We start from the raw sequence: 26,118 nt of genomic DNA, 5'->3' as shown, positions 1-26,118 counted from the left end.
GTTGCCTCACTTCATGGTCTGGTGCTGCGTGTGGTTTGTTACTCGTCGTCGCTGCGGGTCCGCGTTTCGGTGTAGCGCCGTGCTCCCGGGAAGTTGCGTGGCAACCGGGACCGGACGGTGCGTTCGGCGTTGCGGGCGGCCCTCTCGGCAGCCTTGATGAACTGCCTTGTTTTCGGGGAGTGCGCGATGACCGCACCTTTGGCCCGAAGATCCTCGGCACGCCGCAGGACCTCGTCGGAGGTTCGTTCGGCGAAGTCGGTGGCCTGGCGGGCGACGTCCTCGGGGATGAAGCCCGGGAGCCGGACGCTTTCAACGTTGCGTCGCACACGGATGCGGCGTTCCCACTGGTCGTCGAGTTCGCGCAGGGCCGTGATGAGCTGCTCATCCGAGCCGCCCCGGTCGGGGTGGTTGGCGCGGATGATCTCCCGGCGGGCCCGTACGTACTCCGGGTCGTCGCGGAAGGTACCGGGGTTACCGGTGGCGCTCATCGTTGTTCCTCTGCTGTGTAGTCTGCGAAGTCTTCAGTGTCCTCTAGCTGTGGTTCCGACCGCACTGATTCCTTGGTTGTTACGCGCTACTGCACGCGGGTGGGCTGCTGCTCGGTCCCCTCCTGCTCGGGATCGTCGTCGTCCCCGGGCAGGTGGATGTCGTGGACGAGGACGTTGACCTCGGTGACCTCCAGGCCGGTCATCTCTTCGACGGAGAGGATGATGTTGCGACGGATCGCCTCGGCGAGCTCGTGGATCGCAACCCCGTACTCGGCGACGATGGAGATGTCGACCGCGGCCTGCCGCTCGCCCACCTCCACGGAGATGCCCTGCTGGACGTTGACGCGGGCGCCGGGGATGCGTTCACGCAGTGCGCCGATGGCGCGGGTGGTGCCGCCACCGAGACCGTGGACCCCGGTGACCTCACGGGCGGCGACGCCGGCGATCTTGGAGACGACGACGTCGGCGACGGAGGTCTGCCCGTGTTCGGTCATCAGACCGGAGTGACGGGTCGCGGGGACACCGGTGGTGTTGTCGGACGTGCTGGATGCGCTGGTGCCTGCCGGTGCGGTGGTGTTCTCGGTGGAGTCGTTGGCGGAGGTGCTGTCGCTCATCTGAGAGGTCCTCTACATGGGGTTGGTCGGGTGCAGGTGTTGGTCAGTCTGCCTGGTCCCTATCGTACTGGAGTACGCCCGCTGTGCCCGGGCGTCGAGGGCGGTGTGAGTCACATGATTGTGATTCGACCGCTGTGGCAGCGCCGGGCAGACGCCGGGCCGGCTCCGGTTCGGGCACCGCTTCGTCGCGGCGCCCGACCTCGGGCTTTACTGCTGCCGACACTGCTGCAGACATTGCCGGCGACCAGCGCAGGAAGTCGCAGCGGGGGTAGGGCGGGGGATTTGGCTCCATAGGTCGGACGTGGTTAAATGGTCGACGTTGCTTTGACATGGCGTTCGTGCGCCCGAGTCACGCACCAGCCACCAGGCCGGATCGGAACCGGTGGCAGGGCACTTTGGACCGGGCAGACAACGGCGCCGATGGTGAAGTGAGCATGACCCATCATCGTCAGGATCATCCTGTCGATTGGTCTGCCGCGCGGGTGTGTCCATGACACGCCCGACCGCGGGTACCGGACCAAGGGGGCATGGCAAATAAACAGAGGCTCAACAAGCGAAGATCCTGATGCGACCACACCAGTCGGGGGCTCTTCCTCGGGATGCATGCGTGACATTTGCCGTGCCGTCAAGCGTTGACAATGAATAAGAAGTACCCACCGCCATTGCTGCGGCCCCGGATACCGGGGACTGCCGCAGGGATGGTGGGGGACACGAGGAAGAGGACTAGCGTGGCGGGACAGAAGATCCGCATCAGGCTCAAGGCCTACGATCACGAGGCAATCGACGCTTCTGCAAAGAAGATCGTCGAGACGGTCACCCGTACCGGTGCCCGCGTGGTTGGCCCTGTGCCTCTGCCCACCGAGAAGAACGTGTACTGCGTCATCCGTTCGCCGCACAAGTACAAGGACTCTCGCGAGCACTTCGAGATGCGCACCCATAAGCGGCTGATCGACATTCTCGACCCGACCCCGAAGACCGTTGACGCTCTCATGCGCATCGATCTTCCGGCCAGCGTCGACGTCAACATCCAGTGATCTCGTTCTGGACGAGATTGTGGACTTGAGTCTGAATTAGGCAGCGGAGAAGCGAATTATGAGTGAAAACGAGATCAAGGGCATCCTGGGCAAGAAGCTCGGCATGACCCAGATCTTCGACGAGGACAACCGGGTCGTCCCGGTCACCGTCGTCGAGGCTGGGCCGTGCGTCGTCACCCAGGTGCGCACCAAGGACATCGACGGCTACGAGGCCGTCCAGATCGCCTACGGCGACATTGACCCGCGTAAGGTCAACCAGCCGCAGGCCGGTCACTTCAAGAAGGCCGGTGTCACCCCGCGCCGCCACGTGACGGAGATCCGCGTCGAGGACGCCTCCGCCTACGAGGTCGGCCAGGACGTCACCGCCGAACTGTTCAACGAGGTTCTCTTCGTTGACGTCACCGGCACCTCCAAGGGTAAGGGCTTCGCCGGCGCCATGAAGCGCCACGGCTTCGCCGGCCAGGGCGCCTCCCACGGTAACCAGGCCGCTCACCGCCGCGTCGGTGGCATCGGCGCCTGCGCTACCCCGGGTCGTGTCTTCAAGGGCAAGCGTATGGCAGGCCGCATGGGCAACGAGCAGGTCACCCTGCAGAACCTGAAGGTCGCAAAGGTGGACGCTGCGTCCAACCTGCTGCTGATCAAGGGTGCCATCCCCGGAACCAACGGCGGTATCGTCACCGTCAAGACCGCAGTGAAGGGCGGTGCACACGCATGAGCAACTTGACCCTCAACGTCCAGACCGCCGACGGTGCCACCAACGGCTCGGTCGACCTTCCCGCATCGATCTTCGATGTGGAGCCGTCCGTCCCGCTGATGCACCAGGTCGTCGTGGCCCAGCTCGCCGCGAAGCGCCAGGGCACCCACGCCACGAAGACTCGTGGCCAGGTCTCCGGCGGCGGCAAGAAGCCCTTCCGTCAGAAGGGCACCGGCCGCGCCCGCCAGGGCTCGATCCGCGCGCCGCACTACACCGGCGGTGGCATCGTCCACGGCCCGCAGCCGCGTGACTACGACCAGCGGACCCCCAAGAAGATGAAGGCAGCCGCCCTGCGCGGTGCCCTCACCGACCGCGTCCGTAACGAGCGCATCCACCTCGTGGAGGAGCTCGTCGCCGGCCAGACCCCCTCGACCAAGGCAGCCAAGGCGTTCATCGAGCGCCTCACCGACCGCAAGTCGGTCCTGGTTGTCCTCGGCCGCGAGGACGTCGCCGCGTGGAAGTCGGTCAACAACCTGCCGAACGTCCACACCCTGGCCTTCGACCAGCTCAACACCTACGACGTGCTGAACGCGGATGACCTCGTGTTCTCCGTCGAGGCGCTGAACGGCTTCATCGCCGCAGCTGACTCCAAGGCAGCAGGAAACGAAGCCAAGGAGGCAGCTAAGTGAGCACCATCGCTGACCCCCGGGACATCATCATCGCGCCCGTCGTCTCCGAGAAGTCCTACGGACTCATGGAGCAGAACGTCTACACGTTCCTGGTGAACCCGGACTCCAACAAGACCCAGATCAAGATTGCCGTCGAGCAGATCTTCGGTGTGAAGGTCGCCAGCGTCAACACCCTGAACCGCGAGGGCAAGCGTAAGCGCACCCGCTCCGGTTTCGGGCAGCGCAAGGCCACCAAGCGCGCCATGGTGACCCTGGTCGCCGGCAGCGATCCCATCGACATCTTCGGTGGCGCGGCCTAGGCCGCGCGATACCGACAGGTAAAGAGAGAGCAGAAGTATGGCTATTCGCAAGTACAAGCCGACTACGCCGGGTCGCCGCCAGAGCTCCGTGTCCGAGTTCAACGAGATCACTCGTTCGACCCCGGAGAAGTCTCTGCTGCGCCCGCTGTCCAAGACCGGCGGCCGCAACGTCCACGGCCACATCACGACCCGCCACATCGGTGGCGGCCACAAGCGGCGCTACCGTGTCATCGACTTCCGTCGTAATGACAAGGACGGCATCACCGCCAAGGTCGCACACATCGAGTACGACCCGAACCGCACCGCGAACATCGCGCTGCTGCACTACGCCGACGGTGAGAAGCGTTACATCCTCGCCCCGCGTGGTCTGACGCAGGGCACCGTCGTGGAGTCCGGTCCGGCTGCCGACATCAAGTCCGGCAACAACCTGCCGCTGCGCAACATCCCGACCGGTACCACCATCCACAACGTGGAGCTGAAGCCGGGCGGCGGTGCCAAGCTGGCACGCTCCGCTGGTGCGTCCATCCAGCTGCTGGGTAAGGAAGGCAAGTACGCCATCCTGCGTATGCCGTCCACCGAGATCCGTCGCGTCGACATCCGCTGCCGCGCGACCGTCGGTCAGGTCGGCAACGTCGACCAGATCAACATCCGCTGGGGCAAGGCCGGCCGTATGCGCTGGAAGGGCATCCGCCCGACCGTCCGCGGTGTCGTCATGAACCCGGTCGACCACCCGCACGGTGGTGGTGAGGGTAAGACCTCCGGTGGTCGCCACCCGGTCTCCCCGTGGGGCCAGCCTGAGGGCCGTACCCGCAAGCCCAACCGTCCGAGCGACAAGCTGATCGTCCGCCGTCGCCGTGCCAACAAGAACAAGAAGCGCTAAAGGAGGTAGTTGAGAATGCCACGCAGCCTCAAGAAGGGCCCGTTCGTCGACGAACACCTCCTCGCGAAGGTGGACGTTCAGAACGACGCCGGCACCAAGAAGGTCATCAAGACCTGGTCCCGTCGATCGACCATTCTGCCCGACTTCATCGGCCACACTTTCGCCGTCCACGACGGTCGCAAGCATGTCCCGGTGTTCGTCGATGATTCCATGGTGGGTCACAAGCTGGGCGAGTTCGCCCCGACCAAGACCTTCAAGGGACACATCAAGGATGACAAGAAGGGTCGGCGATAACCATGTCTGACACCGCTGTCAACAACGCACGCGCAACCGCCAAGTTCGTCCGGGTCACCCCGATGAAGGCACGCCGCGTCATCGACACCATTCGTGGCAAGTCCGTGGAGGACGCCCTGGCAATCCTGCGGTACGCACCGCAGTCGGCTTCCGAGCCGATCGCCAAGGTCGTCGCCTCCGCCGCCGCGAATGCCGAGAACAACTTCGGCCTGGACCCGAACACGCTCGTCGTCTCCGAGGCATTCGCCGACGAGGGACCGACGCTCAAGCGGTTCCAGCCCCGCGCACAGGGTCGGGCTTTCCAGATCCGCAAGCGCACCAGCCACATCACCGTGGTTGTCGAGAGCCAGAAGGGAAGTGCTCAGTAGTGGGCCAGAAGATTCACCCCCACGGCCTCCGGCTGGGTATCACTTCCGAGTGGCGCTCCCGCTGGTACGCCGACAAGCAGTACGCTGACTACCTCGCCGAGGACATCAAGATCCGCGAGTTCCTGTCGAAGGGCCTCGACCGCGCCGGCATCGCCGACGTCGTCATCGAGCGCACCCGCGACCGGGTCCGTGTGGACATCCACACCGCTCGTCCGGGTATCGTCATCGGCCGTCGCGGCTCCGAGGCTGACCGCATCCGCGGCAAGCTGGAGAAGCTCACCGGCAAGCAGGTTCAGCTGAACATCCTGGAAGTCAAGAACATTGACGCCAACGCGAAGCTGGTGGCCCAGTCCATCGCCGAGCAGCTCAGCAACCGCGTGGCATTCCGCCGCGCAATGCGTAAGGCCATCCAGTCGGCCATGCGTCAGCCTGAGGTCAAGGGCATCAAGGTCGTGTGCTCCGGTCGTCTCGGCGGTGCCGAGATGGGCCGCACCGAGCGCTACCACGAGGGTCGCGTTCCGCTGCACACCCTGCGTGCCGAGATCGACTACGGCACCTACGAGGCCCACACCACCTTCGGCCGTATCGGCGTGAAGGTCTGGATCTACAAGGGCGACGTCGTCGGCGGCCGCCGCGAGTCCCTGCAGAACGCCCGTGACGACCGCGGTAACCGCGGTGGCAACCGTCGTGAGCGTCCGCGTCGTGGTGGAGCTCGCCGTCAGCGCGCCGAGCAGAAGCAGGAGGGTTAACCCATGCTTATCCCCAAGCGCACGAAGTACCGCCGCCAGCACCGGCCTCACCGCACCGGTGTGTCCAAGGGCGGCAACCGCGTGACGTTCGGCGACTACGGCCTGCAGGCCCTGGAGCCGACCTACATCACCAACCGTCAGATCGAGTCCGCCCGTATCGCCATCAACCGCCACGTCAAGCGTGGTGGCAAGGTGTGGATCAACATCTTCCCGGATCGTCCGCTGACCCAGAAGCCGCTCGGCGTGCGTATGGGTTCCGGTAAGGGCCCCGTGGAGAAGTGGGTGGCCAACGTCAAGCCCGGCCGCATCCTCTTCGAGATGTCCTACCCCAACGAGGAGATCGCCCTGGAGGCTCTCCGTCGTGCCGGCAACAAGCTGCCCTGCAAGGTGCGCATCGTGAAGAAGGAGGATCAGTTCTGATGGCTACCGGAACCCCGGCTCACGAGCTCCGCGAGCTCAACAACGAAGAACTGGCCACCCGTCTCACGGAGGCTAAGGAAGAGCTGTTCAACCTGCGCTTCCAGTCCGCCACCGGCCAGCTGTCCAACAACCGTCGTCTGGGCACCGTGAAGCGCGACATCGCCCGGATTCACACCGTCCTGCGCGAGCGCGAGCTCGGGCTGTCCGTCATCCCCGGCGGTGAGGACGCATAATGAGCGAGGCAAACGTGAGCAACGAGAACACCAAGGGCGCACGCAAGGTCCGCTCCGGATACGTCGTGTCCGACAAGATGAGCAAGACCATCGTGGTCGAGCTCGAGGACCGCAAGAAGCACGCCCTCTACGGCAAGATCATGCGCGCCAACACCAAGGTGAAGGCGCATGACGAGAACGAGACCGCCGGCATCGGCGACTTCGTTCGCATCGAGGAGACCCGGCCGCTGTCCAAGGACAAGCACTTCCGTCTCGTCGAGATCATCGAGAAGGCCAAGTAGTCCTTTTCCCGCTGGCCCGGAATCTTCCGGTCCATCGGTGAGGGCACTCACCTGACCTGCCGAACCCCCGTCCCCGCTCCTCAGGAGCGGGGACGGGGGTTTCGTGTTTCAGGACGCTGCGGTCAATGGCCGGCAGTCGTGGTTGGTGACGCTAAGCGTCCCCGATTCGGTCATCTCACGTGTGGTCGGGTGACCGAATCGGGGACGGTTAGCTGCACCCCGCTCCCGGCGGCCTGTCCTCACTCAGAACTTCGGGCCGGCCGGGGGATTCTCGCCGGTGAGGGCGGCACACCCCAGGGTTGCCAGCTTGTCGCGTCGGCGCTCGTGAAGGGTGTGGGTGCGCAGTTCGCGCCAGTGGCGGTCCAGGTTCGACCCGCCAGCGGTGCCGCGCGTCCCGGTCAGCTCGTAGATGCGGGACGCGAGGTCCACCGTCAGCGCCCCGGTCGTCACCTTCGCCGCGGCAACCTGGAGGGACGCCTCGGCGGATGTGTCCGTCCCGCCCGACGCCCACAGCTCGTCCAGGGTACGTCCGGCCTTCTCCACCACTGCCTCGGCGGCGAACCGTTGGGCGACCAGTTCACCGACGAGGTGGGAGGTGAGGGGATCAGGATCGTCCTGGCGGGTGAGCTCGAGGGCGGCGTCGAGGGCGGACGTGGCGATGCCGACGTCGATCGCGGCGTGCAACAGTTGGGCGAAGGCACCGTAGCCGGGTAAAGTCAGCGCTGCGTCGAAGGAGCGCAGGGCGCCCTCCGGGACGGTCACGTCCTCGAAGACCACGGTGCCTGACCCGGTGAACTCCTGACCCAGGGCGGACCAGTCGTCCACCACGGTGAGGCCCGGGGCGTCGACCGGCAGGAATGCGGCGAGGGTCTGGCGGTCCTCGCCGGGACGACGGGCAGCCACCACGATGACCTCGGCGTAGATCGAGCCGGTGCAGAAGATTTTGCGGCCGTTCAGTCGTCCGTTGTCCAGGACCACGGGTCCGCCACCGGCGGTAGCGGCCGCGCTGTCGATCTGCGCATTGGCGAACAGGATGCTGCTGTCGCTGCTACTGCCGCTGCCGCTGTGGTGCTGGATGCCGAGCAGACGATCGGCCCAGTACTGCCGCGCCTCCGGGGTATTCGCCGGATCCGCCTCGTTGAACAGCCACCGGCTGAAACTGAGGTGGCTCTGGGGAACCTGGCCGAGGGAGCCGTCCTGTTCGGCGAGCGCGCCGACCCGTGAAGCGATCTGCGACGGGGAAAGCCCCGGCCCGCCGAGCCGTACGGGGACGGTGGCGGCGAGCGGTCCGGAGCGTTTCAGTTCGGTGACAGCCGGCTCCATCGGACTGCCGAGGGGCCTGGCGTCAGGCATGCACGGTGGCGGGGGAGTTGGTGGGGGAGAGGGCTGCTGCGTGGTGCGCCGGGGCGCTCGTGTGTGCGTCGAGTGAAGAGGTCAAGGTGGGTACTCCTGGTCGTGGCAGCTGTGTCGTGACCACGAGTAGACCCCCGGTCTGTTGCTCGGCCAGAGTTCCCCAAAGGGGTGAATGGAAGGGGGCCGCGGGACGCTGCCGCAGGACTCCGCGTTTATCGCTCGGTGATCAGGCGGGCGGTGACGCCGCTGCCGACGCGGCCGGAGCGTCCGCCGGTGGCCTTCGGGTCGGTGACCCCGGGCAGCAGCACCAGGGTGGTGCCGCCGGGGTGGTTGTCGGTGAGGCGTCGGGCGACCTCGAAGCCGTTGACCTCGGGCAGGTTACGCAGGTCCACGGTGCGTTCAGGACGCTCCGACGCGGCGAGGCCGGCCGCCGGGTCGGCACCGAAGAGGTTGCGGCTGCGGGCCGGCACGGGGTTGTCCGGGGTGGCGTCCGCACCGGCGTCGATCAGTCGGGCCAGGGCAGAGAGGCTGATCAGCGCCTGTTCCAGCCACCGCCACAGCAGTACGCCGTCGGCCCCGCCTCGTTCGTCGACGACGGAGATCCGCGCCAGTGCCTGCGTCCCGAGGATCACGTGTGCCACACCGTCGACCGGACGCACCGGCCCGGTCACGGAGATCTTCGCCGTGCTCACCTCGACGGTGGCACCGGGAACCTCCGCCCCTTCTGACGCACCCGTCGCCGTGCCGGTCGCTGTGCCGGATGCAGTGACCGCGGCGTCCAGCAGTGCCGCGGTGTCCGTCACGGTCTGCCGCACGACCGGGGCCCCGGTGAGCAGGTCGGACGCCACGGCGTGCGGGTGGGGGACGGCCGCGGTGAACTGCTGGTCGAGGCGTCCGACGGTGCGGCGCAAGGTGTCTGCGGTGGAGGCCCCGGTGCCAGCCGGACGGCGACTGCGCAGCGCCACGGAGTCGAGAGGCTGTCCGGCGGCGGCGCGGGCGAGCACCACCGCCGCGGCGAGGATCTCTTCCACACCGGTGCCCAGCTGGGCGGGCAGCAGCTCCAGCAGTGCCTCGGCGTCGCTGACGTCGAAGGTCTTGTAGGTCGCCGGGCCGCCGCCGTGGATCGGGGCGGCGACCGGAACGGCCAGTGCGGTGGCGGCCGCGTCCGTCCAGGACCCGGCGGGCGGCAGCGTCCCGCCGTCCAGCAGCGTGCGGACATCATTGATCACCGTCGCCCAACTCGCACTGTCGACGACCCCGCGGTGCACACACACCAGCAGCCTGGTCGGCGACAGCCGGCTGATTCTCCACACCAGCCCGTCCGATGGGGACAACTCCGCGGCCAGCACCCCGGGCCCGGTGCGGTCCTCGGCGATGAGGTCGGACGCTCCGACCGCTGGCTCTCCGGGGATGGTCACCGTCGCAGTGCCGGCAGCGCCGTCCTCGCCGTCGGTGAGCACTGCGCGCAGTGCGCCGTGGGTGGCCATCATGGTGGTCACGACGTGGCAGAGCAGGGTGTCCGGGATGTCGGTGGCGGTGTCGACCGTGCCCCACACGGCGGCGGAGGCGGGCGCGGGGGAGGTGTGGATGGAATCAGGCATCGTCATGAACGTTACCCACATGCCCCTCGCCAGGTGTGGACGAGATGGGCACATGTGGACAACTTTCGGAATCGGCGCCGGATCTGTGCACAGGACCCACGACGGGGTGAATGGAAAGCACCTTATCCTGCGAGTAGGTTGGCAAAGGTTTGGCCGAGAACAAGTAAGGAGAATCACCGTGTCGAGGAAGAACGTCGTCATCCCCGTCGGGCTCGCGTTCGTCGCCGTGGTCGTCGCCGCGGTGAACCTGCGCGCCGGCATCGCCTCCCTCGGGCCGGTGCTGTCGGACGTCCTGGGCGCATTCGGTGCGTCCGGTTCCCTCGCCGGACTGATCACCGCCATGCCCGGCGTGCTCTTCGGCATCATGGGCCTGTGCGCGGTGCCGCTGGCCCGACGCATGGGCCTGAGCCGGGTGATCGTGATCGGCATGGTGCTGGCCCTCGTCGGCCTGGCCGCACGCCCCTGGGTCGGTGGGATCGCCTGGTTCATCCTGCTCAGTGGCCTGGTCGTCGCCGGTATCGCGGTGGGAAACGTGCTGATCCCGGCGTGGGTGAAGAGTTACGGCGGACGCCGCACCGTGGCAATGATGACCGCCTACGGCGCCCTGCTCGGACTGTCCGGCGCGCTCGGTCCACTGTCGGCACTGTGGTTCTCGGGGGACGACGCCTGGCGCTGGGCCCTGTTCGTCTGGGGTGTCCTCGCCGCGGTGCAGGTCGTGGTATGGCTCGGTGTCGCGTGGCGCACCGGTTTCGACTTCCCGTCCACACCGGAGCCCGAGCCGGTTCCCGCGGAGCCGGGGTCGGACGCTCCGGCCTCCGCCGATGCGTCCGGCGACGCGGCGTCCGGCGACGCCGCCGCCACGCGCGCCGCTTTGACCTCGGTGTCGCTGTGGCGCTCGCCGACGGCGGTGTTCCTCACCATGTTCTTCGCACTGCAGTCGATGAACGCCTACCTGCAGATGGGCTGGATGCCGCAGATGTACGTGGACGCCGGGGTCTCCCGCGACACCGCCAGCGTGGCGCTGTCCCTGGTCGGCGCGTTGAACATCCTCGGCGGCCTGCTGATGCCCACCATCATTGACCGGGCTCGCAGCCTGGCACCGTTCCCGCTGGTCTTCGCCGTGCTCACCGCGGCCGGCTACCTTGGCATCCTGCTGGCGCCGACGACAACACCGCTGCTGTGGGCGTTCCTACTGGGTATCGGCGGGTTCTGCTTCCCGACGGCCATCGCGCTGATTCCGGCGCGCAGCCGCTCGCCGCTGGTGACCGCCCGGCTGTCGGGCTTCGTCCAGCCGATGGGCTACTTCCTGGCCGGGCTCGGGCCGTTCGCCATCGGGCTCGTCTACGAGGCCACGGGCAGCTGGACGGTCATCCTGTCGACCCTGGTGGTGCTGTCACTCGTCATGGGACTCGTCGGGGTCAGAGCCGGACGCAACTCCATCATCGACGACGAGCTCACCGCGCCGCACTGGCGCGAGTACACCGGTCACTGACACCCGAGCTTCCCGGCAAGCCATGCTTCGGAACGGGCCAGGTACTCCTTCGCGACGGGGGCCGGACTGATTGCCTCGAAGGCGTGCGGTGCCCCGGGGACCTCATCGAGGGTGACGTTCACCCCGGCATCGGCCAGCGCGCGGGCATAGGCTGCGTCCTCCTCGTAGAACAGGTCCACTGTCCCGCTACCGATCCACGCCGGGGCCAGTCCGGTCAGATCATCCCGGCGGGACGGCACGGAACCCTCGGGTACGGTCGCTGAACCTGGTTCCGTGCCGAGGAAGGACCTCCAGCCGACAAGGTTCGACCGGTTGTTCCATAGTGGGTGCCGCTCGTCGTCCAGCCTGCGGTCGGCCGCGGTGCGGTCATCGAACATGGGGCAGAACATCCATTGGGCCGCCGGCTGCAGAGCGCCGCTGTCGCGCTTGTCGTGCAGCCGGTTGGTGAGCATGGCGGTGAGTCCGCCGCCGGCGCTTTCCCCGCCGATGGCGATTCGTGAGGGGTCGATCCCGCGTTCCCCCGCATGATCGACCAACCAGTTCCACGCAGCTTCGCAGTCGTCAAGGGGGGGGGTGGGGAACGGGTGCTCGAGGGACAGTCGGTAGGTGGCCATCACCACGGTGATGCGGAGGGAGGTGCAGAGGGACGCCATCCTGGCGTAGTCCTGTGCCGGGGAACCGATCACCATTCCTCCACCGTGGATCCAGAGCAGGGCAGCCCCGCTGGCATTCTCGACGGGGTTGAGGACATGGACCGGAGGAATGCCACCGCCGAGATCGACGGTCCCGCTCTGGGCGCCCACTGGCGGGGAACCTGCGGGCAGTAACCGTGTGGCCCGGCGGATGACGGCCCTCCCGAGCCGTGTCGCCACGGGTGCGGTCGGGAGGAATCGGAACGTGGTGCGCAGTTGAGGGTGGAGCTTGTCGGCGTCCATGGGCGGTGCCTTCCGGCGAGGGGAGGGGGTTTGCGCGAGTCTAGGCGCAGCCATCCGGTAGCCGGACAGGTCAGCGGCCGCGCCGCCGCCGACACCACCAGTCCCACCGATCCGGCGGTTCATGCCGATCTCCGGGCCCGGTTGCTCCCGGAACTCGACGTCAAGCCTGCGGTGGTGACATAGCGTTTCCGTCAGGGTGTGTTGAATCTGTGAACCAACACAGACCATTGCGCGTGAAGCCCCGCCGGGTGTTACGGTCTTAAAGTGAGAGGAAGCGCCAAAGTCTTCACCAGAGACCTGTCACGGCTCTGGAAGACACCCAAGGCCTGGCTGATCGTCATCGGTCTGATGATCACCCCTGCCCTGTACGCCTGGCTGAACATCGCCGCCTTCTGGGACCCCTACTCCAACACCGGTGAGATCGGTGTCGCCGTGGTCAACGAGGACGAGGGCGGCGATTCGGAACTGACCGGCCCGATCGACGTCGGCGCACAGGTCGTCTCCCAGCTCAAGGAGAACGACCAGCTCGGCTGGCAGTTCATGGACGCCGAGGAAGCCGACGACGCCCTGAGGAAGGGCGACGTCTACGGCTCCATCACGGTGCCCTCGACCTTCACCGACGACATCCTCAGCATGTTCGAGGGCACCTACTCGCCCCCGACGCTGGTGTACCAGGTGAACGAGAAGACCAGCGCGATCTCCCCGAAGATCACCGACCAGGGTGCCACCACCCTCGACGCGACGATCAGCTCGGTGGTCAAGGAGCGCATCGCCGAGGCGGTCACCACCGAGCTGTCCAACAGTGGTGGGGATCTCGAGGACCGTCTGGCGAACGCCCAGTCCGGCGCGGCCAACGCCTTCGACGAAACCGCCGACACCATGGCCTCGGCCAGTGCGTCGCTGACCCGCATCCAGGAGCGTCTGGATCAGGCCCAGCCCACGGTGGAGTCCACCCAACGGGCCCTGCGCTCGGTCGACGGCGCCCTGGACGAGGCGAACACCGCCCTGACCCAGGTGCAGTCGATCATGACCGGGGTCCAGGCACAGATCGACAACTTCTCCGAGGCGGCCACCACCGCCTACCTGGAGAGCACCGGCGCCCTGGCCGAGGGCACCTCCGCAGCCCGTGGCGCGATCTCCGCGGTCACCGGGGAGCTGGAGCGCGCCGGGACGGGCATCGACTCGGCGTTGCGTGACGCCTCCGCGTTCACCCGCCAGAGCGACCGCGCCATCGCGCAGCTGGAGCGTCTGCTCGGCGGTGCCGCCCTGGGGAACGGCGTCGCCGGCCCGCTGCAGGACGCCCTGGACGACCTGCGTAGCCAGAACGACGCGAACTCCGACCTGATCAACAGCCTCACGGGGCTGCAGTCGGACGCTTCGGGTGCGCTCGATGCGGTGTCCGGGGCGTCCGACGCCCTCGCCGCCGCCACCGACGACAGCCGCGACTCCGCCGGTGGCCTGCAGTCGACGACCGGCGACGCCCTGCCGCAGCTGCAGGCCGCGATCAGCCGGGTCAACGCCACCGCCGGCAACTTCGCCGGCGCCCTGAAGTCCACCCAGACCATGCTGGGCGAGGCGAATTCCCTGCTGGACGGTGTCAGTGACCAGCTCGAGGGCACCGGCGAGGTGATCAGCAACTTCGCCGAGGAGGTCGACGGTATCGAGAGTGGGCTGGAGACGGCGAAGGCCGACATCCTGGCGCTGAATGCGGCGTCCGAAGGTGGTCTGCTGGACACCGTGACCAGTCTCGATTCCGACGGTGTCTCCCGCTTCGTCGCCTCCCCGGCGACCGTGGAGAGCAATGCGGTGTACCCGGTGGCGACCTACGGCTCGGGCATGGCCGCACTGTTCACCAACCTGTCGCTGTGGATCGGCGCATTCATGATGATGGTGATCTTCCGCGTGGAGGTCGATAAGAAGGGCGTCCAGCGGCTCACCGTCGGCCAGGCCTACCGCGGTCGACTGGCACTGCTGGCGGTGCTCGGCGTGGGCCAGGGTCTGGTCGTCTCGATCGGTAACCTGCTGCTCGGCGTGCAGACCGAGAACGACTTCGCCTTCGTCGCCACCACGGTGTTCGCCGGCCTGTCGTACCTGTCGATCATGTATGCGCTGGTCGCCGCACTCGGCCATGTCGGCCGCATCATCGCGGTGGTGTTGGCGTTCCTGCAGATCCCGGGTGCCTCGGGCATGTACCCGATAGAGATGACGCCTGCCTTCTTCCAGGCGATATACCCACTCCTGCCGTTCACCTACGGTATCGACGCCCTCCGCGAGGTCATCGGTGGTTTCTACGGCGACCACTACTGGCGTGCCATGGGCACACTGTTGTTCATGGCGTTGGCGGCGCTGCTGATCGGGCTGCTGCTGCGGCGGTGGATGTCGAACGTCAACGTGCAGGTCAACAAGGAGCTGGAGTCCACCGGCCTGATCGTCAGTGAGAGGGTCGAGGTCGTGGGGACGAGCTACCGTCTGACCGACGTGATCCACGCGCTGCGCGACCGTGAGGCCTTCCGTGAGGAGATGGACCACCGGTGGAAGCCGCTGCGTGAGAACTACGACCGCCTGCTGCGCGTTTCGGTGATCGTGGGGGTCGCCGGTGTGGTGGTACTGGGCATCATCGCCCGGTTCACCAGCAGCCAGAAGGCCCTGGTGTTCGGCATCGTGTGCCTGTGGATGCTGCTGGTTGTGGCGTTCATCCTGATGCTGGAGTACGCGAAGCAGAGTTTCGCCCGTGCCCATGAGCTCTCGGAGCTCCCGGAGAGCGAGCTGCAGAGCGCCGTCGTCGGCGCCGGCGTGGGCGGCAGTTCGGTGATCCAGGACGACCCGGACGACCCGGACGATTCAGAGGACCGCGCTGACAGCGCGGACGAGACGAAGGGTGGCCAGGCATGAAGAAGTCCCTGAGTATCGTGCGCGATGACCTGCGCTCCATCCGTCGCAGCGTGATCACGTCCATCATGGTGTTCTTCATCATGGTCATCCCGATGGTGTTCGCCGTGTTCAACGTGCTCGCGAGCTGGAAACCCTTCGAGAACACCGAGGAACTGGAGATCGCCGTCGCCAACGCCGACACCGGCCACGAGAGCGACATCGCCCCGATGCAGCTGAACCTGGGTGACCAGGTGCTTTCGCAGCTAGCCCGTAACGACCAGATCGACTGGGTCATCACCACCGAGGACGAGGCCATCGAGGGCACGAAGTCCGGCGACTACTACGCCGCGATCGTGCTCCCGGAGGATTTCAGCACCTCGATCCTGACCTTCTACGCCACCGGCACCGAGCCGACGACGCTGCAGCTCTACACCAACGAGAAGAAGAACGCGCTGTCGACGCTCATCACCGAGCAGGGTGCCGACGGTGTGATCACGCAGATCAACGAGACCTTCACCGAGATCGTCGCCAATGTCGGCCTCGGTGCGGTGTCGAGCCTGTCGGACTACCTGGAGCACGAGGACACCCAGGCCGCGATGCAGCGCCTGGAGTCCCGGGTGGAGAACATCGGTGCCCGGGTGGAGTCCGGTGCGACGACCGTCCGTTCGCTGACGAACCTGCTGGAGTCCACCACCCCGCTGGTCGACGGTGCCGGCAACATCGCCCGCGCCGCCGGTGCCCAGTTCGACGACCCGGAGGAGGCCGGCGAGGGCGCAGCGGCCAGCGATGACCTGCTTTCCACCCTGGACACGGCCACCAGCTCCCTGGAGAGTGCCCTCGGCGCGACGAGTGAGAGTTTCGGTGCGGTCAGCGGCCAGCTGGACTCCCTGTTCGCCTCGGCGAACTCCGCCAGCGGGACCACCGCGGCGACCTTCGACACCCTGGCCGACCGGGTGCAGCAGCAGGTCAACTACTTCGAGGGCCTGCGCAACACCCTGGACACCAACATCGGCAACAACCTGCCGGACGCCGCGAAGCCCGGCTACGAGCGCGTGCTGTCCTCGTTGGACGCCACAATCGACCGGACGTCCGACCTGCAGGAGGACCTGGCCGGTACGGCCAGCGACATCCGCGCGGGCAATGCCTCGGCACAGGAGACCAAGTCGAACATCGAGGGCTCGCTGAGCCGAGCCAGTGCGGCGATCGACGAGGCCGTGTCGTCCTACCGTCAGGACCTGAAGCCGCAGCTCTCCGAGCTGGGCGACACCATGGACCGCCTCGGCACCAGCGTCGCCGCGGTGAAGGCCGACCTGCAGGACATCACCTCCGGGCTGTCCGACGGCGACGGTTCGCTGAGCAGCACCCTGGCGCGTGCGGCGACCGCGACGGACAGCATCGCCGACAAGCTCGACGAGCATGCCGAGACCTTCGCCGAGGTCGCCGAAGCCCTGGGTAGCGCCGGTGACGACGGTGACTTCGCGAAGCTGGCGGAACTGGTCGGCAACGACCCGGATTCCCTGGCCCAGCACCTCGCTGCGCCGGTGAACGTGGAGCGCGAGGCCGTGTACCCGGTCGCCACCTTCGGTTCCGGCATGGCCCCACTGTACGCGGTGCTGGCCCTGTGGGTCGGTGCCCTGCTGACCTCGGTCCTGGTACGTCCCTACGTCGCGGGCAGCACGCCGATCGCAGAGGCGGAGGACGCGACGGTGTCGCGCACCGAGGCCTACTTCGGTCGTCTCGGCCTGTACCAGCTGATCGGCTTCGTGCAGTCGACGTTGACCGGACTGGGGCTGATCGTGTTCGTGGAGATCGAGCCGGTGCACCCGTTCCTGCTGATGCTGTCGTCCTGGATCATCTCGATGGTGTTCATAACGATCGTCTACACACTGGTGCTGTCCTTCGGCAGTGTGGGTAAGGCGATCTCGGTGATCATCCTGGTGATACAGGTCGCCGGTGCCGGCGGTGCCTATCCGTTGCCGCTGCTGCCGGGCTGGTTCCAGGCGTTGCACCCGATCCTGCCGGCGACCTACGCCGTGGACGCGATGCGTTCGGCGATCGCCGGGATCTACAAGGGTGACTTCTGGATCAGCCTGGGCTGCCTGCTGATCTTCCTGATCCCGGCGCTGATCCTGGGTCTGCTGCTGCGTCGCTTCCTCGACGGTTACAACCGCAAGACCCTGCAGGCGATCGACTCGACCAAGGTGATGCTCTAAACCCAGGCTCCCGTGGGAACGGGAACCGGGGTAGGGGGGACGACGGCAGGGGAGTTCCTGCCGGGGGAGTTACGGCCGGGGTCGGCCTTCGATCCAGTAGGCGATCCAGTTGACGAGTGCGGAGTCCAGGCCCCACTCGTCGACGGCCAGGCCGCGGACCATCTTCGACAGTCCGACCTCGCCACTGGCCCACACGTAGCTCGGCTGGGTGGACGGGTGTCCGGCTGCGGCGGCCTTGGTGAAGTGGGCGCGCACGGTCTCGGTGGCCTGCTCCGGGGTGGCGTCCAGGACAATGAGGGAGCCGACCTTGTCGGCCCACTGCTCGGCGAAGCCGGCCTCCAGTTCGTTGCCACCGTCGGTGACGATCACCAGGTGGTAGGACGCGAGGTCGTCGGGGTGGTGGTCGACGGTGAACTCCAGGACGGCGCGCAGGGCGGGGACCGCGGAGGGGTCGGCGACGAAGAGGGGACGCTCGTCGTTGTGGCGGGTCCAGATGGCGTTGGACAGCCAGATGCCGGCGGTGTCGCCGGGCTGGGCGGCGGCGACCCAGGTGGCGCCGGGGCCGGGGTGGTCGTCGTGCATGACCACGTCCACGTCGATCTCCCCGGCGTCCTGCCGGAAGTGCCGGACGGTGTACCAGCGCAGGCCGGGGCGTTCGTACTCGTCGATCTCGGCGACGGCGGCGCGGATGTTGCTCCCGGCGGTGTCGAAGGTGGTGAAGTCGTCGCGGTCACGGGGCATCAGCAGGCCGAAGAACTCATCGGGGCCGGTGAGGGTCAACTCGCGCAGTTCGGGGGCGGCGAGTGTCAGCCGGCGCAGGTTGGGGGCGAGCTGTTCGGTGGCGGTGACGGTGACGGCGAGCAGCCGACCCGGATCGTCCGGCCCCTCCGGTGTGTTGCGCTGCGGGTGCTCGCGCAGTTCGGTGCTGGTCACCGCGGTGGCGGGGCGGGTGGTCATGGAGGCGGCTCCTAGCTGGTGGGGTGGTCGGCGGTGTGTCGGGTCTCGATGGTGGTCGCTGGATCAGCGTCGGCGATGTGCTCGCCGACCTCCGGTGGGGCCGAGGGCACGATCAGCGGCCCACCGGTGACCGGGTCGTCGATGACCACGGCATTGAGGTTGAAGATGTCCTTGAGCATCTCCGAGGTGATGATCTCGCTGGGCGAGCCGGTCACCATGACCTCGCCCTCGCGCATGACGACCAGGTGGTCGGAGTAGCGGACCGCCAGGTTCAGGTCGTGCAGCACCATCACCACGGTGCGGTCGAGCTGCTTCTTCAGCCGGCGCACCAGGTCGAGCAGTTCGATGGAGTGGGAGAGGTCGAGGTAGGTGGTGGGCTCGTCGAGGAAGAGGACGTCGGTGTTCTGGGCCAGCACCATGGAGATCCACACGCGCTGGCGCTGGCCACCGGACAGGGAGTCGACCGGACGGTCGGCCAGCGAGGCGACCGAGGTCATCTCGAGGGCGGCCATGACCTCTTCCTCGTCGGTGGAGGACCACTGGCGGATCCACGACTGGTGCGGGTGGCGTCCGCGGGCGACGAGGTCGGAGACGATCAGCCCGGGCGGGGCGACCGGCGACTGGGGGAGCACACCGATGATCTTGGAGAGGTCCTTGCGTTTCATCGACCCGATGTCGGTGGTACCGAGGTGGATCTCACCGGACCGGGGCGGCAGCAGCCGGGACATGGCGCGCAGCAGGGTGGACTTGCCGCAGCCGTTGGGGCCGATGACGGTGGTCACCTTGCCGACGGGGACCTGCAGGTCCAGGTCGTTGATGATTGCTTTGTCGTTGCCGTAGCCGACGGTGAGACCGGTGGCGCGGATGCTGTTGTCGCTCATTCGGTGGAGGCCCTCCGGTTGTTCTGGACGAGCAGGTAGATCAGGAAGATACCGCCGACGGCGGAGGTCAGCAGGCCGACGGGCAGTTCCGTCGGAAGCAGGGTCTGGGTGATGATGTCGGCGGCGACGAGCAGGCAGGCGCCGAACAGGGCGGCGGCCATCAGTGGTGGGGTGGAGCGTCCGCAGAGGCGTTGGGCGATCTGCGGGGAGACGAAGGCGACGAAGCCGATCGGCCCGGCGGCGGCGACGGCCATGGCGGCCAGGGCGACGGAGAACACCAGCAGGGCGATCTGCACCCCGGTGACGTTCTGGCCGAGCGAGCGGGCGATGTCGGGGCCCAGGATGCTGGCCATCAGCTGGAAGGCGATCCAGGCGAACAGTGGGGCACCGATGAGTACGGCGATCATCACCGGTGCGGCCTTGGTCCAGTCCGCGGCGTTGAGGGAGCCGGAGAGCCACAGTTGGGCGGTGGCGGCGTCGCGCAGGTCGGCCCGGGTCATCAGGAAGTTGATGTAGGCCATCAGCAGTGCAGAGATGATGATGCCGGACAGCACCAGGCGGAACGGGTCCATCCCGCGCTGGTAGGCCAGCAGCCAGATGACCAGGCCGGTGAGCAGACCGCCGAGCAGTGCGGCGACGGGGATGCCGACGCCGGAGAGCCAGCCGACCATGCCGCCGGTCGCGCCACCGCCGAGCACGATGATGGTCACCGCCATGGCGGAGGCGCCGGTGGTGATGCCGAGGATGTCCGGGCTGGCCAGGGCATTGCGGGTCACGGACTGGGTCAGTGCACCGGAGAGGCCCAGGGCCGCGCCGACGACGATGGCGGTGACGGTCCGGGGCATGCGCCAGTCGAAGACCACGAGGTTCTCGATGCGTTCGCCGGCTCCGGTGCCGATGATCTCGAAGACGCGCCACGGGCTGATCGGGTAGTCGCCGACGCCGATGGACACGCAGAACAGGGCGAACACGGCGACGATAAGGCTGAGGGTGGTGAGGAACTGGCGGGGCCGCCACACGGTGGAGTAGACGCCGATGCGGAAGGCCGGACGCCCCGGCACAGTGCCGTCGGAGACGTAGCGGCGGATGCCGTGGGGACGCCGGGAGCGTCCGGTGCCGGACGCGTCGGCCTCGTCGGGGGCGACGGCGGTGGCGTTGGTGAGTGGACGCTCGGTCACAGCTGGACCACCTTCCTACGCACGAGCATGGCGATGAACAGCGGGGCGCCGACGAAGGCCATGACGATACCGACCTGGAGCTCGCCGGGGCGGGTGATGAGGCGTCCCACCACGTCGGCGTAGATCAGCAGGCAGGCTCCGGCCAGGGCACAGTAGGGCAGGATCCAGCGGTAGTCCGGGCCGGTCATCGAGCGCACCAGGTGGGGCACGACCAGGCCGAGGAAGGCGATGGGCCCGGCGGCGGCGGTGGCCGCGGCGGCGAGCAGGGCGATGATGACCATGCCGGTCAGTCGGGCGAGCTTGGTGTTGACACCGAGGGACTGGGCGATGTCGTCGCCGAGGTTGAGCAGGTTGAGTTGGGGGCCGGTCGCGAAGGCCAGAACCAGGCCGAACAGGATGATCGGTAGCACGCCCCAGAAGACTCCCATGTCGCGGCCGGCGACGGATCCGACGGTCCAGAATCGCAGCCGGTCGAGGTTGCTGTCGTCGGTGAGTACCAGGGCACTGATGATGGCCTGGAGGACGGCGTTCATCGCCGCGCCACCGAGGATCAGGGTCAGCGGGTGGACGTTGCCGCCGCCGACGGAGGCGAGTCCGAAGACGATGGCGGTGGCGACGAGGGCACCACCGAAGGCCCAAACGGCGGTCATGCCGGTACTGGTGACGTTGAAGAAGGCGAAGCTGACGACGACGGCGAGGGAGGCGCCGGAGGAGATGCCGAGGATGCCGGGGTCGGCCAGGGGGTTGCGGGTATGGCCCTGGATCAGGGCTCCGGCCACGCCGAGGGCGGCTCCGACGGCGATGCCGACCAGTGTGCGGGGGACGCGCAGTTCGGCGATGACCTGGAGGTCGGAGTCGGTGATGGTCCCCGGATTACGCAGCGCCGACGGCAGGTTGCGCAGTGCGGAGAACAGGCTGTCGGCCTCGATGATGCGGGAGCCGAATGCCAGGCTCAGGCCGATACCGACGACCAGGAGTGCGAGCAGGCCACCGAGTCCGAGCAGGCGGCGGCGTCGCAGTTGCGAGGTGACGGTGACGGCACTCTTGTGCTTGCGCTTGGCCCTGGATGGTGGCCCGGGCGGGTCAGTGTGACTGACGGTGGATGCCGTCATGGTCCAAAGCCCCTTTCGATCGAGGAAAGACGAAAATGGGCGAGGCGACCGGGGGAAAGCCCGGCACCTCGCCCGAGGATAGGTTCACCTTACGGTGAACATCCGCGAGTCGCAATGCAGCTGCCCCTCACTACATGGGGCGCCCCGGAACTCTAGAAGGGGAGCTTCGGCAGGGTGATGACGTTGGAGAGGTTGAAGCCGGCGACGATGAGGCTGATGACGGTGGTGATGTTGCCGATGGTGCCGAATGCGTCGTCGCCGACGAAGGAGCCGAGGATGCCGTCCTCGTCTTCCAGGGAGCCCAGGATGTTGTTGTCGTCGCCGATGCTGCTCTCGGAGGACAGTGCGGAGACGTCGGAACCGTCCTGGGCGGTGGCGATGCTGGCTCCGCCGAAGGCGACGGCGGTGGCGGTGGTGGCGGCGAGCAGGCTCTTCTTGAGCTCCATGTGGGGTGTCCTTTACGTCAGGGGGCAGTCGTGTCGCTGTTGTGGCGGCTCGACGTCCGGAATCACGGTGTCGCCCCCTTCCGGTCTGCGGTAGGACGCACTGACGTTGATCGTACGCCACGGTGAGGGCAGCGTCGAGGCCTACGATGGTCCTGTGACGTGTCACCTACGCGTGCGCGGGGGGATCGTGGGGACGGGCGGGGGAGCTGTGGACGCGGTGCCCTGACGGAGATTCGGGACAGGAAAGCACAGGTGGGGACAGGTTGGAACGTGTCTGACACGCAGTCCTCGTCGGCGAGAGTGCCCGTGTGGCCGGACCCTCTGGCGTTGCGATGGGCGGGGGTAGTCGATGTGGGGACTGCACAAATGCGTCCTGTGCAGCACTTTTGACGAGGAGTATCTACCCGGATAACTGACATGGGCGTAGGTGGCCGGACATGCGAAGCCCCGCCCGGGAGGTTTCCGGGCGGGGCTTGTCGGGTGTGGCGGGTCGCTTATGCGGCACCCTGGGATGCCAGGAAGCCCTGGACGTCCTGGACGACACCCTGGAAGGTGTCGGAGGCGTCGACGACGGACTCGAAGGCGCCGGCGATGTCGCCGAGCGGGCTGGCGAAGTCGGCGATGAACTCCAGGGCCGCGGCGGCCTCCTGGATGTTGAAGGCGCCGTCCTCGTCGAAGGAGCCCAGGACCTCGTCGCCGGCGACGGAGCCGGTGGAGCCCTCGGCGCTGCCGGCGTCCTCGCCCTCTTCACCGTCCTGGCCCTCTTCGGCGTCGTCGCCGTCCTGCGAGGACAGTTCAGGCAGCGAGCTGCCGGTCTCGTTGGCCGGGGTGTCGTTCTCGGCATCGTTCTGTGCTGCGGCGACACCGGTGCCACCGATGGCCAGAGCGGATGCGGCGGCGAGGGTGATCAAAGACTTACGGGTCTTCATGAAGTCGGTTCTCCTTGGGGGATCAACATGTGAGGGGTAGGTACGGAGCCGACGCTAACATGGCTCGACAATTGCTGCTACCCCAGAATTCGATGGAAATGTTTCATCCATATACCCCTCGGGGTTATTCTCTCTACCCGGGAGGGGTTAAGTGAATCTCGCGGGGAGTGTTGTGGAAATGCCTGTGGGGGTATTTAGGGGAAATTTCAGGATCGGGAATGAAAAAACCCGCCCGATATAAGCGGACGGGTATTTTTCCGGAGCGAGGCTTAGAGGATGCCCTGGGACTCCAGGAAGCCGCGGGTATCGGCCAGAACGCCCTGGTAGGTGTCGGAGGCGTCGATGACGGCGCTGTAGGCGTCGGCGATGCCCTTGACGTTGGCAGCGACGACGGCGGTGCCGGCGATGACGGCAGCGACACCGGCCAGGCTGACGACGCCGGTCTCGCCGTCTTCCCAGATCTGGTTGAAGAAGCCGCCGGCCTGGACGGAGCCCTGCGGGTCGAGGGCGCCGTCGGAGGTCGAGCCCTGGATGCTGCCCAGGATGGCGGAGCCGTCGGCGCCCTCCTCACCTTCACCGTTGGAGCCCTCGCTGGAGCTGGAGGCGGAGCCCTCAGCGGGCAGCTCCTCGTCGTGGGCGGCGGCGATGCTGGTGCCGGAGATGGCCACGGCGGAAACGGTGGCGAGGGAAATGAGGGACTTGCGAACCTTCATTGGGTTGTCGCTCCTTCTTGGAATCGTCAAAACTAGGGGTGGGTACGCAGACGAAGCTAACACGGACCAAGGGGAACCAAAGTGTATTTATTTCGAGTTAACCTTAAGTTCAGACTCCCCGAGGGGTATTTAAGTGAGTGAATGACACTGAGAAGTATAAGAACTGTCAAGCAATGCGGTGCGGGGTATATATAATATGCGGGGCGGGGTATGTGGAATATAGGGGCTGGGGTATAAAAAACGACACCGAGCCGAGAGGGGTCGGGTGCCGGGGTGTAGTGGGACGGTCGGCGAGGCGACCGGCAGGGACTGCGGGGTGATGCTGTTGATGAAGTTGCGGGAGTCTTCGGTGAAGTCGTCCACGAACTGCTGGAAGTCCTTGACGGAGGCGTAGACCTTGCCCGGAACGGCGATGGTGTCGGCGACGGTCTTGCCGGCGGCGCCGAAGGCAACCAGTCCGGCGACCGCTGCGGCGATCTGGAAGGTCGGGTCGGCGCCCTCTTCCTCGCTCGGGACGAAGGAGCCGTACAGGGCACCTGCCTGGTCGCTCGGGGCGGCGGAGTCGACGGCACCGGAGCCGACGGTCTCGGTGGGGGGGGCAGCTCGGTCTCCTCGGCAGCGGCGACGCCGGTGCCGGCGATGGCGAGTGCGACGGCGGAGCCGCCGGCGATGATGCTCTTCTTGAAATGCATAATAATCCGCTGTGAGTTGTGGGGGGAACAGGTTCGGAAGGAAGCTTCGCGTGGGCTTGCTTTCCTGGGTGGGGCGAGTTCTCGGAAGTGCCCCAAACCGGGGGTAAGTTTGGGCGCTGTGTAACGGTGAGGTGAACGCGCCGACGTTCGCGGCCCACCCCTCCCTCACGTCCCGGCCTCTCCACTTCGCACTCCCAACTGTCGGCCGTGCGCAGTGCCAAGTTGTCACCCGAGTCAAAGGTGTGCGAAGATACACGGGTTGTCCGCGTGCTGCTCTCCATCGTTCCCCGCCTGGACTGGTGTGATGAGCGCCGCGGCCAACTCGACCGTGCACGTCAGGGACGGTAATCCTACGTGCAACAGAACTACTAGGTCTACAAGGAGACTCCAGTGATTCAGCAGGAATCGCGTCTGCGGGTCGCCGATAACACCGGTGCCCGGGAAATCCTGGTCATCCGCGTGCTCGGCGGATCCACCCGACGCTCCGGCGGTATCGGCGACGTCGTTGTCGCCACCGTCAAGGAGGCCACCCCCGGTGGCAACGTCAAGGCCGGCGACATCGTCAAGGCCGTTGTCGTCCGCAGCAAGAAGGAGACCCGTCGTCCGGACGGCTCCTACATCAAGTTCGACGAGAACGCCGCCGTCCTCATCAAGGGCGCCGACAACACCGACCCCCGCGGTACCCGCATCTTCGGGCCGGTTGCTCGTGAGCTGCGCGACAAGCGCTTCATGCGCATCGTTTCTCTCGCTCCGGAGGTGCTCTAACCCATGAAGATTCGTAAGGGCGACACCGTCCTCGTCATCTCTGGCCCGGACAAGGGCGCGAAGGGCCGGGTCATCGAGGCCTACCCCACCCGCGACAAGGTCCTGGTCGAGGGCATCAACCGCATCAAGAAGCACGTCGTGAACTCCGCACCCGAGCGTGGCGCAGAGTCCGAGGGCATCGTCACCCAGGAAGCCCCCATCCACGTGTCCAACGTGATGGTCCTGGACGCCGACGGTGAGCCCACCCGCGTCGGCTACCGCTTCGACGAGGACGGCAAGAAGATCCGCATCTCGCGCCGCACCGGGAAGGACATCTAAATGAGCGAGAACTACACTCCCCGGCTCAAGACCCGCTACCGCGGTGAGATCCGTGAGACCCTGAACAACGAGTTCAGCTACGACAACGTCATGCAGATCCCCGGCGTGACCAAGGTCGTCGTCAACATGGGTGTCGGCGAGGCTGCTCGCGACTCCAAGCTGATCAACGGCGCCATCCACGACCTGACCCTGATCACCGGCCAGAAGCCGCAGATCCGCGTCGCCAAGAAGTCGATCTCGAACTTCAAGCTGCGCGAGGGTATGCCCATCGGTGCCCGCGTGACCATGCGCGGCGACCGCATGTGGGAGTTCCTGGACCGCCTGCTGACCGTGGCCCTGCCCCGAATCCGCGACTTCCGCGGCCTCTCGGACAAGCAGTTCGACGGCAACGGCAACTACACCTTCGGTCTCAACGAGCAGTCCATGTTCTACGAGATCGACGTCGACAAGATCGACCGTCCCCGCGGTATGAACATCACCGTGGTGACCACCGCCACCAACGACGACGAAGGCCGCGCTCTTCTGCGCGAGCTGGGCTTCCCGTTCGAGGCCGGCCAGAACGCCGCCAAGTAACACCGGCGACGCTTCACCGCTAACCACCGCTCACCACCGGGGTCAA

Annotated in this window: 30 protein-coding genes; 18 read left to right on the top strand and 12 right to left on the bottom strand. The window is 66.8% G+C overall.

Annotated features, from left to right (window positions below):
• Positions 1 to 38: 38 nt before the first annotated feature.
• Positions 39 to 488 (bottom strand): hypothetical protein, encoded by a 450-nt coding sequence (locus ACTXPP_RS02650; RefSeq protein ID WP_443340744.1) that lies wholly within the window; start codon positions 486 to 488, stop codon positions 39 to 41.
• Positions 489 to 574: 86 nt separating this feature from the next.
• On the bottom strand, positions 575 to 1,102 hold the full coding sequence (locus tag ACTXPP_RS02645; RefSeq protein WP_443340742.1) for an Asp23/Gls24 family envelope stress response protein: 528 nt from the start codon (positions 1,100 to 1,102) through the stop codon (positions 575 to 577).
• 728 nt (positions 1,103 to 1,830) lie between these two features.
• Here ACTXPP_RS02645 and rpsJ point away from each other — a divergent pair.
• The 11 genes from rpsJ to rpsQ are packed head-to-tail and all read left to right on the top strand — an operon-like array spanning position 1,831 to position 7,043.
• On the top strand, positions 1,831 to 2,136 hold the full coding sequence (gene rpsJ, locus ACTXPP_RS02640; RefSeq protein WP_010120790.1) for a 30S ribosomal protein S10: 306 nt from the start codon (positions 1,831 to 1,833) through the stop codon (positions 2,134 to 2,136).
• A 58-nt stretch (positions 2,137 to 2,194) separates the two neighbouring features.
• Positions 2,195 to 2,851, top strand: a complete 657-nt coding sequence (rplC, locus tag ACTXPP_RS02635; protein ID WP_301520876.1) for a 50S ribosomal protein L3 — start codon at positions 2,195 to 2,197, stop codon at positions 2,849 to 2,851.
• The gene (gene rplD, locus ACTXPP_RS02630) at positions 2,848 to 3,519 is read left to right on the top strand and encodes a 50S ribosomal protein L4 (protein ID WP_441596894.1); all 672 of its coding nucleotides are present in this window, start codon (positions 2,848 to 2,850) and stop codon (positions 3,517 to 3,519) included. Before rplC ends, rplD begins: the two co-directional genes overlap by 4 nt.
• Positions 3,516 to 3,818 (top strand): 50S ribosomal protein L23, encoded by a 303-nt coding sequence (rplW, locus tag ACTXPP_RS02625; protein WP_301525435.1) that lies wholly within the window; start codon positions 3,516 to 3,518, stop codon positions 3,816 to 3,818. Before rplD ends, rplW begins: the two co-directional genes overlap by 4 nt.
• A 37-nt stretch (positions 3,819 to 3,855) precedes the next feature.
• Complete coding sequence (rplB, locus tag ACTXPP_RS02620) at positions 3,856 to 4,698, top strand: 50S ribosomal protein L2 (RefSeq protein WP_301520878.1); 843 nt, start codon at positions 3,856 to 3,858, stop codon at positions 4,696 to 4,698.
• Between the two features lie 15 nt (positions 4,699 to 4,713).
• A complete protein-coding gene (gene rpsS, locus ACTXPP_RS02615) occupies positions 4,714 to 4,992 on the top strand; it encodes a 30S ribosomal protein S19 (protein ID WP_301520879.1) in 279 nt (92 codons plus the stop codon).
• Between the two features lie 2 nt (positions 4,993 to 4,994).
• Complete coding sequence (gene rplV, locus ACTXPP_RS02610) at positions 4,995 to 5,360, top strand: 50S ribosomal protein L22 (protein ID WP_301520880.1); 366 nt, start codon at positions 4,995 to 4,997, stop codon at positions 5,358 to 5,360.
• The gene (gene rpsC, locus ACTXPP_RS02605; protein WP_443340736.1) at positions 5,360 to 6,109 is read left to right on the top strand and encodes a 30S ribosomal protein S3; all 750 of its coding nucleotides are present in this window, start codon (positions 5,360 to 5,362) and stop codon (positions 6,107 to 6,109) included. Before rplV ends, rpsC begins: the two co-directional genes overlap by 1 nt.
• A gap of 3 nt (positions 6,110 to 6,112) precedes the next feature.
• Complete coding sequence (gene rplP / locus ACTXPP_RS02600) at positions 6,113 to 6,529, top strand: 50S ribosomal protein L16 (protein WP_301520882.1); 417 nt, start codon at positions 6,113 to 6,115, stop codon at positions 6,527 to 6,529.
• A complete protein-coding gene (rpmC, locus tag ACTXPP_RS02595; RefSeq protein WP_443340734.1) occupies positions 6,529 to 6,762 on the top strand; it encodes a 50S ribosomal protein L29 in 234 nt (77 codons plus the stop codon). Before rplP ends, rpmC begins: the two co-directional genes overlap by 1 nt.
• Positions 6,762 to 7,043 (top strand): 30S ribosomal protein S17, encoded by a 282-nt coding sequence (rpsQ, locus tag ACTXPP_RS02590; protein WP_301520884.1) that lies wholly within the window; start codon positions 6,762 to 6,764, stop codon positions 7,041 to 7,043. The genes rpmC and rpsQ overlap by 1 nt, the downstream gene beginning before the upstream one ends.
• 243 nt (positions 7,044 to 7,286) lie before the next feature.
• On the opposite strand, the gene ACTXPP_RS02585 is transcribed toward rpsQ, so the two are convergent.
• Both ACTXPP_RS02585 and ACTXPP_RS02580 read right to left on the bottom strand, forming a co-directional pair.
• Positions 7,287 to 8,396 carry an acyl-CoA dehydrogenase family protein gene (locus ACTXPP_RS02585; protein ID WP_443340733.1) on the bottom strand — a complete coding sequence of 370 codons (1,110 nt, stop codon included), beginning with the start codon at positions 8,394 to 8,396 and terminating at the stop codon, positions 7,287 to 7,289.
• A 212-nt stretch (positions 8,397 to 8,608) separates the two neighbouring features.
• Complete coding sequence (locus ACTXPP_RS02580; protein WP_443340732.1) at positions 8,609 to 9,997, bottom strand: hypothetical protein; 1,389 nt, start codon at positions 9,995 to 9,997, stop codon at positions 8,609 to 8,611.
• A gap of 178 nt (positions 9,998 to 10,175) precedes the next feature.
• Between ACTXPP_RS02580 and ACTXPP_RS02575 the strand changes: the two genes are divergently transcribed.
• Positions 10,176 to 11,489, top strand: coding sequence for an MFS transporter (locus ACTXPP_RS02575; RefSeq protein ID WP_301498642.1), 1,314 nt, complete (start codon positions 10,176 to 10,178; stop codon positions 11,487 to 11,489).
• Here ACTXPP_RS02575 and ACTXPP_RS02570 read toward each other — a convergent pair.
• Entirely contained in the window at positions 11,483 to 12,292 is an 810-nt protein-coding gene (locus ACTXPP_RS02570; RefSeq protein WP_301525870.1) for an alpha/beta hydrolase, read from the bottom strand. The two genes, ACTXPP_RS02575 and ACTXPP_RS02570, sit on opposite strands and share 7 nt — an antisense overlap.
• A 162-nt stretch (positions 12,293 to 12,454) precedes the next feature.
• Here ACTXPP_RS02570 and ACTXPP_RS02565 point away from each other — a divergent pair, with 162 nt between their 5' ends.
• The 3 genes from ACTXPP_RS02565 (at position 12,455) to ACTXPP_RS02555 (ending at position 17,508) form a co-directional block, all read left to right on the top strand.
• Positions 12,455 to 12,607 (top strand): hypothetical protein, encoded by a 153-nt coding sequence (locus ACTXPP_RS02565; protein WP_301497929.1) that lies wholly within the window; start codon positions 12,455 to 12,457, stop codon positions 12,605 to 12,607.
• Positions 12,608 to 12,688: 81 nt separating this feature from the next.
• Positions 12,689 to 15,316 (top strand): YhgE/Pip domain-containing protein, encoded by a 2,628-nt coding sequence (locus ACTXPP_RS02560; RefSeq protein ID WP_301520959.1) that lies wholly within the window; start codon positions 12,689 to 12,691, stop codon positions 15,314 to 15,316.
• A complete protein-coding gene (locus ACTXPP_RS02555; RefSeq protein WP_301497926.1) occupies positions 15,313 to 17,508 on the top strand; it encodes a YhgE/Pip domain-containing protein in 2,196 nt (731 codons plus the stop codon). Before ACTXPP_RS02560 ends, ACTXPP_RS02555 begins: the two co-directional genes overlap by 4 nt.
• Before the next feature lie 69 nt (positions 17,509 to 17,577).
• Here ACTXPP_RS02555 and ACTXPP_RS02550 read toward each other — a convergent pair whose 3' ends face one another.
• From ACTXPP_RS02550 to ACTXPP_RS02520, 7 genes are all read right to left on the bottom strand, one after another.
• Positions 17,578 to 18,465 carry a siderophore-interacting protein gene (locus tag ACTXPP_RS02550; RefSeq protein ID WP_443340728.1) on the bottom strand — a complete coding sequence of 296 codons (888 nt, stop codon included), beginning with the start codon at positions 18,463 to 18,465 and terminating at the stop codon, positions 17,578 to 17,580.
• A gap of 11 nt (positions 18,466 to 18,476) precedes the next feature.
• Entirely contained in the window at positions 18,477 to 19,346 is an 870-nt protein-coding gene (locus ACTXPP_RS02545; RefSeq protein WP_443340726.1) for an ABC transporter ATP-binding protein, read from the bottom strand.
• Positions 19,343 to 20,434 carry a FecCD family ABC transporter permease gene (locus ACTXPP_RS02540; protein ID WP_443340788.1) on the bottom strand — a complete coding sequence of 364 codons (1,092 nt, stop codon included), beginning with the start codon at positions 20,432 to 20,434 and terminating at the stop codon, positions 19,343 to 19,345. The genes ACTXPP_RS02545 and ACTXPP_RS02540 overlap by 4 nt, the downstream gene beginning before the upstream one ends.
• An 86-nt stretch (positions 20,435 to 20,520) precedes the next feature.
• Positions 20,521 to 21,636, bottom strand: coding sequence for a FecCD family ABC transporter permease (locus ACTXPP_RS02535; protein ID WP_301521065.1), 1,116 nt, complete (start codon positions 21,634 to 21,636; stop codon positions 20,521 to 20,523).
• Positions 21,637 to 21,788: 152 nt separating this feature from the next.
• A complete protein-coding gene (locus ACTXPP_RS02530) occupies positions 21,789 to 22,082 on the bottom strand; it encodes a hypothetical protein (RefSeq protein WP_301521066.1) in 294 nt (97 codons plus the stop codon).
• A gap of 494 nt (positions 22,083 to 22,576) precedes the next feature.
• A complete protein-coding gene (locus tag ACTXPP_RS02525; RefSeq protein ID WP_443340723.1) occupies positions 22,577 to 23,011 on the bottom strand; it encodes a hypothetical protein in 435 nt (144 codons plus the stop codon).
• 269 nt (positions 23,012 to 23,280) lie between these two features.
• Positions 23,281 to 23,724, bottom strand: a complete 444-nt coding sequence (locus ACTXPP_RS02520) for a hypothetical protein (protein ID WP_443340721.1) — start codon at positions 23,722 to 23,724, stop codon at positions 23,281 to 23,283.
• Positions 23,725 to 24,806: 1,082 nt separating this feature from the next.
• Here ACTXPP_RS02520 and rplN point away from each other — a divergent pair.
• From rplN to rplE, 3 genes are read left to right on the top strand one after another with little or no spacing between them, the layout of a single operon-like run.
• Entirely contained in the window at positions 24,807 to 25,181 is a 375-nt protein-coding gene (gene rplN, locus ACTXPP_RS02515) for a 50S ribosomal protein L14 (RefSeq protein ID WP_301520850.1), read from the top strand.
• 3 nt (positions 25,182 to 25,184) lie between these two features.
• Positions 25,185 to 25,499, top strand: a complete 315-nt coding sequence (gene rplX, locus ACTXPP_RS02510; protein ID WP_301497256.1) for a 50S ribosomal protein L24 — start codon at positions 25,185 to 25,187, stop codon at positions 25,497 to 25,499.
• Positions 25,500 to 26,072, top strand: coding sequence for a 50S ribosomal protein L5 (gene rplE, locus ACTXPP_RS02505; RefSeq protein ID WP_301520851.1), 573 nt, complete (start codon positions 25,500 to 25,502; stop codon positions 26,070 to 26,072).
• Positions 26,073 to 26,118 lie beyond the last annotated feature (46 nt).

This window comes from Candidatus Corynebacterium faecigallinarum, assembly GCF_052264515.1.
Lineage (GTDB): Bacteria > Actinomycetota > Actinomycetes > Mycobacteriales > Mycobacteriaceae > Corynebacterium > Corynebacterium faecigallinarum.
This window is presented reverse-complemented; position numbering and strand designations above follow the sequence as displayed.

Coding starts and splice junctions, on each gene's coding strand:
- ACTXPP_RS02650 (WP_443340744.1), bottom strand. CDS start 488: ATGAGCGCCACCGGTAACCCCGGTACCTTCCGCGACGACCCGGAGTAC.
- ACTXPP_RS02645 (WP_443340742.1), bottom strand. CDS start 1,102: ATGAGCGACAGCACCTCCGCCAACGACTCCACCGAGAACACCACCGCA.
- rplC (WP_301520876.1), top strand. CDS start 2,195: ATGAGTGAAAACGAGATCAAGGGCATCCTGGGCAAGAAGCTCGGCATG.
- rplD (WP_441596894.1), top strand. CDS start 2,848: ATGAGCAACTTGACCCTCAACGTCCAGACCGCCGACGGTGCCACCAAC.
- rplB (WP_301520878.1), top strand. CDS start 3,856: ATGGCTATTCGCAAGTACAAGCCGACTACGCCGGGTCGCCGCCAGAGC.
- rpsS (WP_301520879.1), top strand. CDS start 4,714: ATGCCACGCAGCCTCAAGAAGGGCCCGTTCGTCGACGAACACCTCCTC.
- rplV (WP_301520880.1), top strand. CDS start 4,995: ATGTCTGACACCGCTGTCAACAACGCACGCGCAACCGCCAAGTTCGTC.
- rplP (WP_301520882.1), top strand. CDS start 6,113: ATGCTTATCCCCAAGCGCACGAAGTACCGCCGCCAGCACCGGCCTCAC.
- rpmC (WP_443340734.1), top strand. CDS start 6,529: ATGGCTACCGGAACCCCGGCTCACGAGCTCCGCGAGCTCAACAACGAA.
- rpsQ (WP_301520884.1), top strand. CDS start 6,762: ATGAGCGAGGCAAACGTGAGCAACGAGAACACCAAGGGCGCACGCAAG.
- ACTXPP_RS02585 (WP_443340733.1), bottom strand. CDS start 8,396: ATGCCTGACGCCAGGCCCCTCGGCAGTCCGATGGAGCCGGCTGTCACC.
- ACTXPP_RS02580 (WP_443340732.1), bottom strand. CDS start 9,997: ATGCCTGATTCCATCCACACCTCCCCCGCGCCCGCCTCCGCCGCCGTG.
- ACTXPP_RS02555 (WP_301497926.1), top strand. CDS start 15,313: ATGAAGAAGTCCCTGAGTATCGTGCGCGATGACCTGCGCTCCATCCGT.
- ACTXPP_RS02550 (WP_443340728.1), bottom strand. CDS start 18,465: ATGACCACCCGCCCCGCCACCGCGGTGACCAGCACCGAACTGCGCGAG.
- ACTXPP_RS02545 (WP_443340726.1), bottom strand. CDS start 19,346: ATGAGCGACAACAGCATCCGCGCCACCGGTCTCACCGTCGGCTACGGC.
- ACTXPP_RS02535 (WP_301521065.1), bottom strand. CDS start 21,636: ATGACGGCATCCACCGTCAGTCACACTGACCCGCCCGGGCCACCATCC.
- ACTXPP_RS02530 (WP_301521066.1), bottom strand. CDS start 22,082: ATGGAGCTCAAGAAGAGCCTGCTCGCCGCCACCACCGCCACCGCCGTC.
- ACTXPP_RS02525 (WP_443340723.1), bottom strand. CDS start 23,011: ATGAAGACCCGTAAGTCTTTGATCACCCTCGCCGCCGCATCCGCTCTG.
- ACTXPP_RS02520 (WP_443340721.1), bottom strand. CDS start 23,724: ATGAAGGTTCGCAAGTCCCTCATTTCCCTCGCCACCGTTTCCGCCGTG.
- rplX (WP_301497256.1), top strand. CDS start 25,185: ATGAAGATTCGTAAGGGCGACACCGTCCTCGTCATCTCTGGCCCGGAC.
- rplE (WP_301520851.1), top strand. CDS start 25,500: ATGAGCGAGAACTACACTCCCCGGCTCAAGACCCGCTACCGCGGTGAG.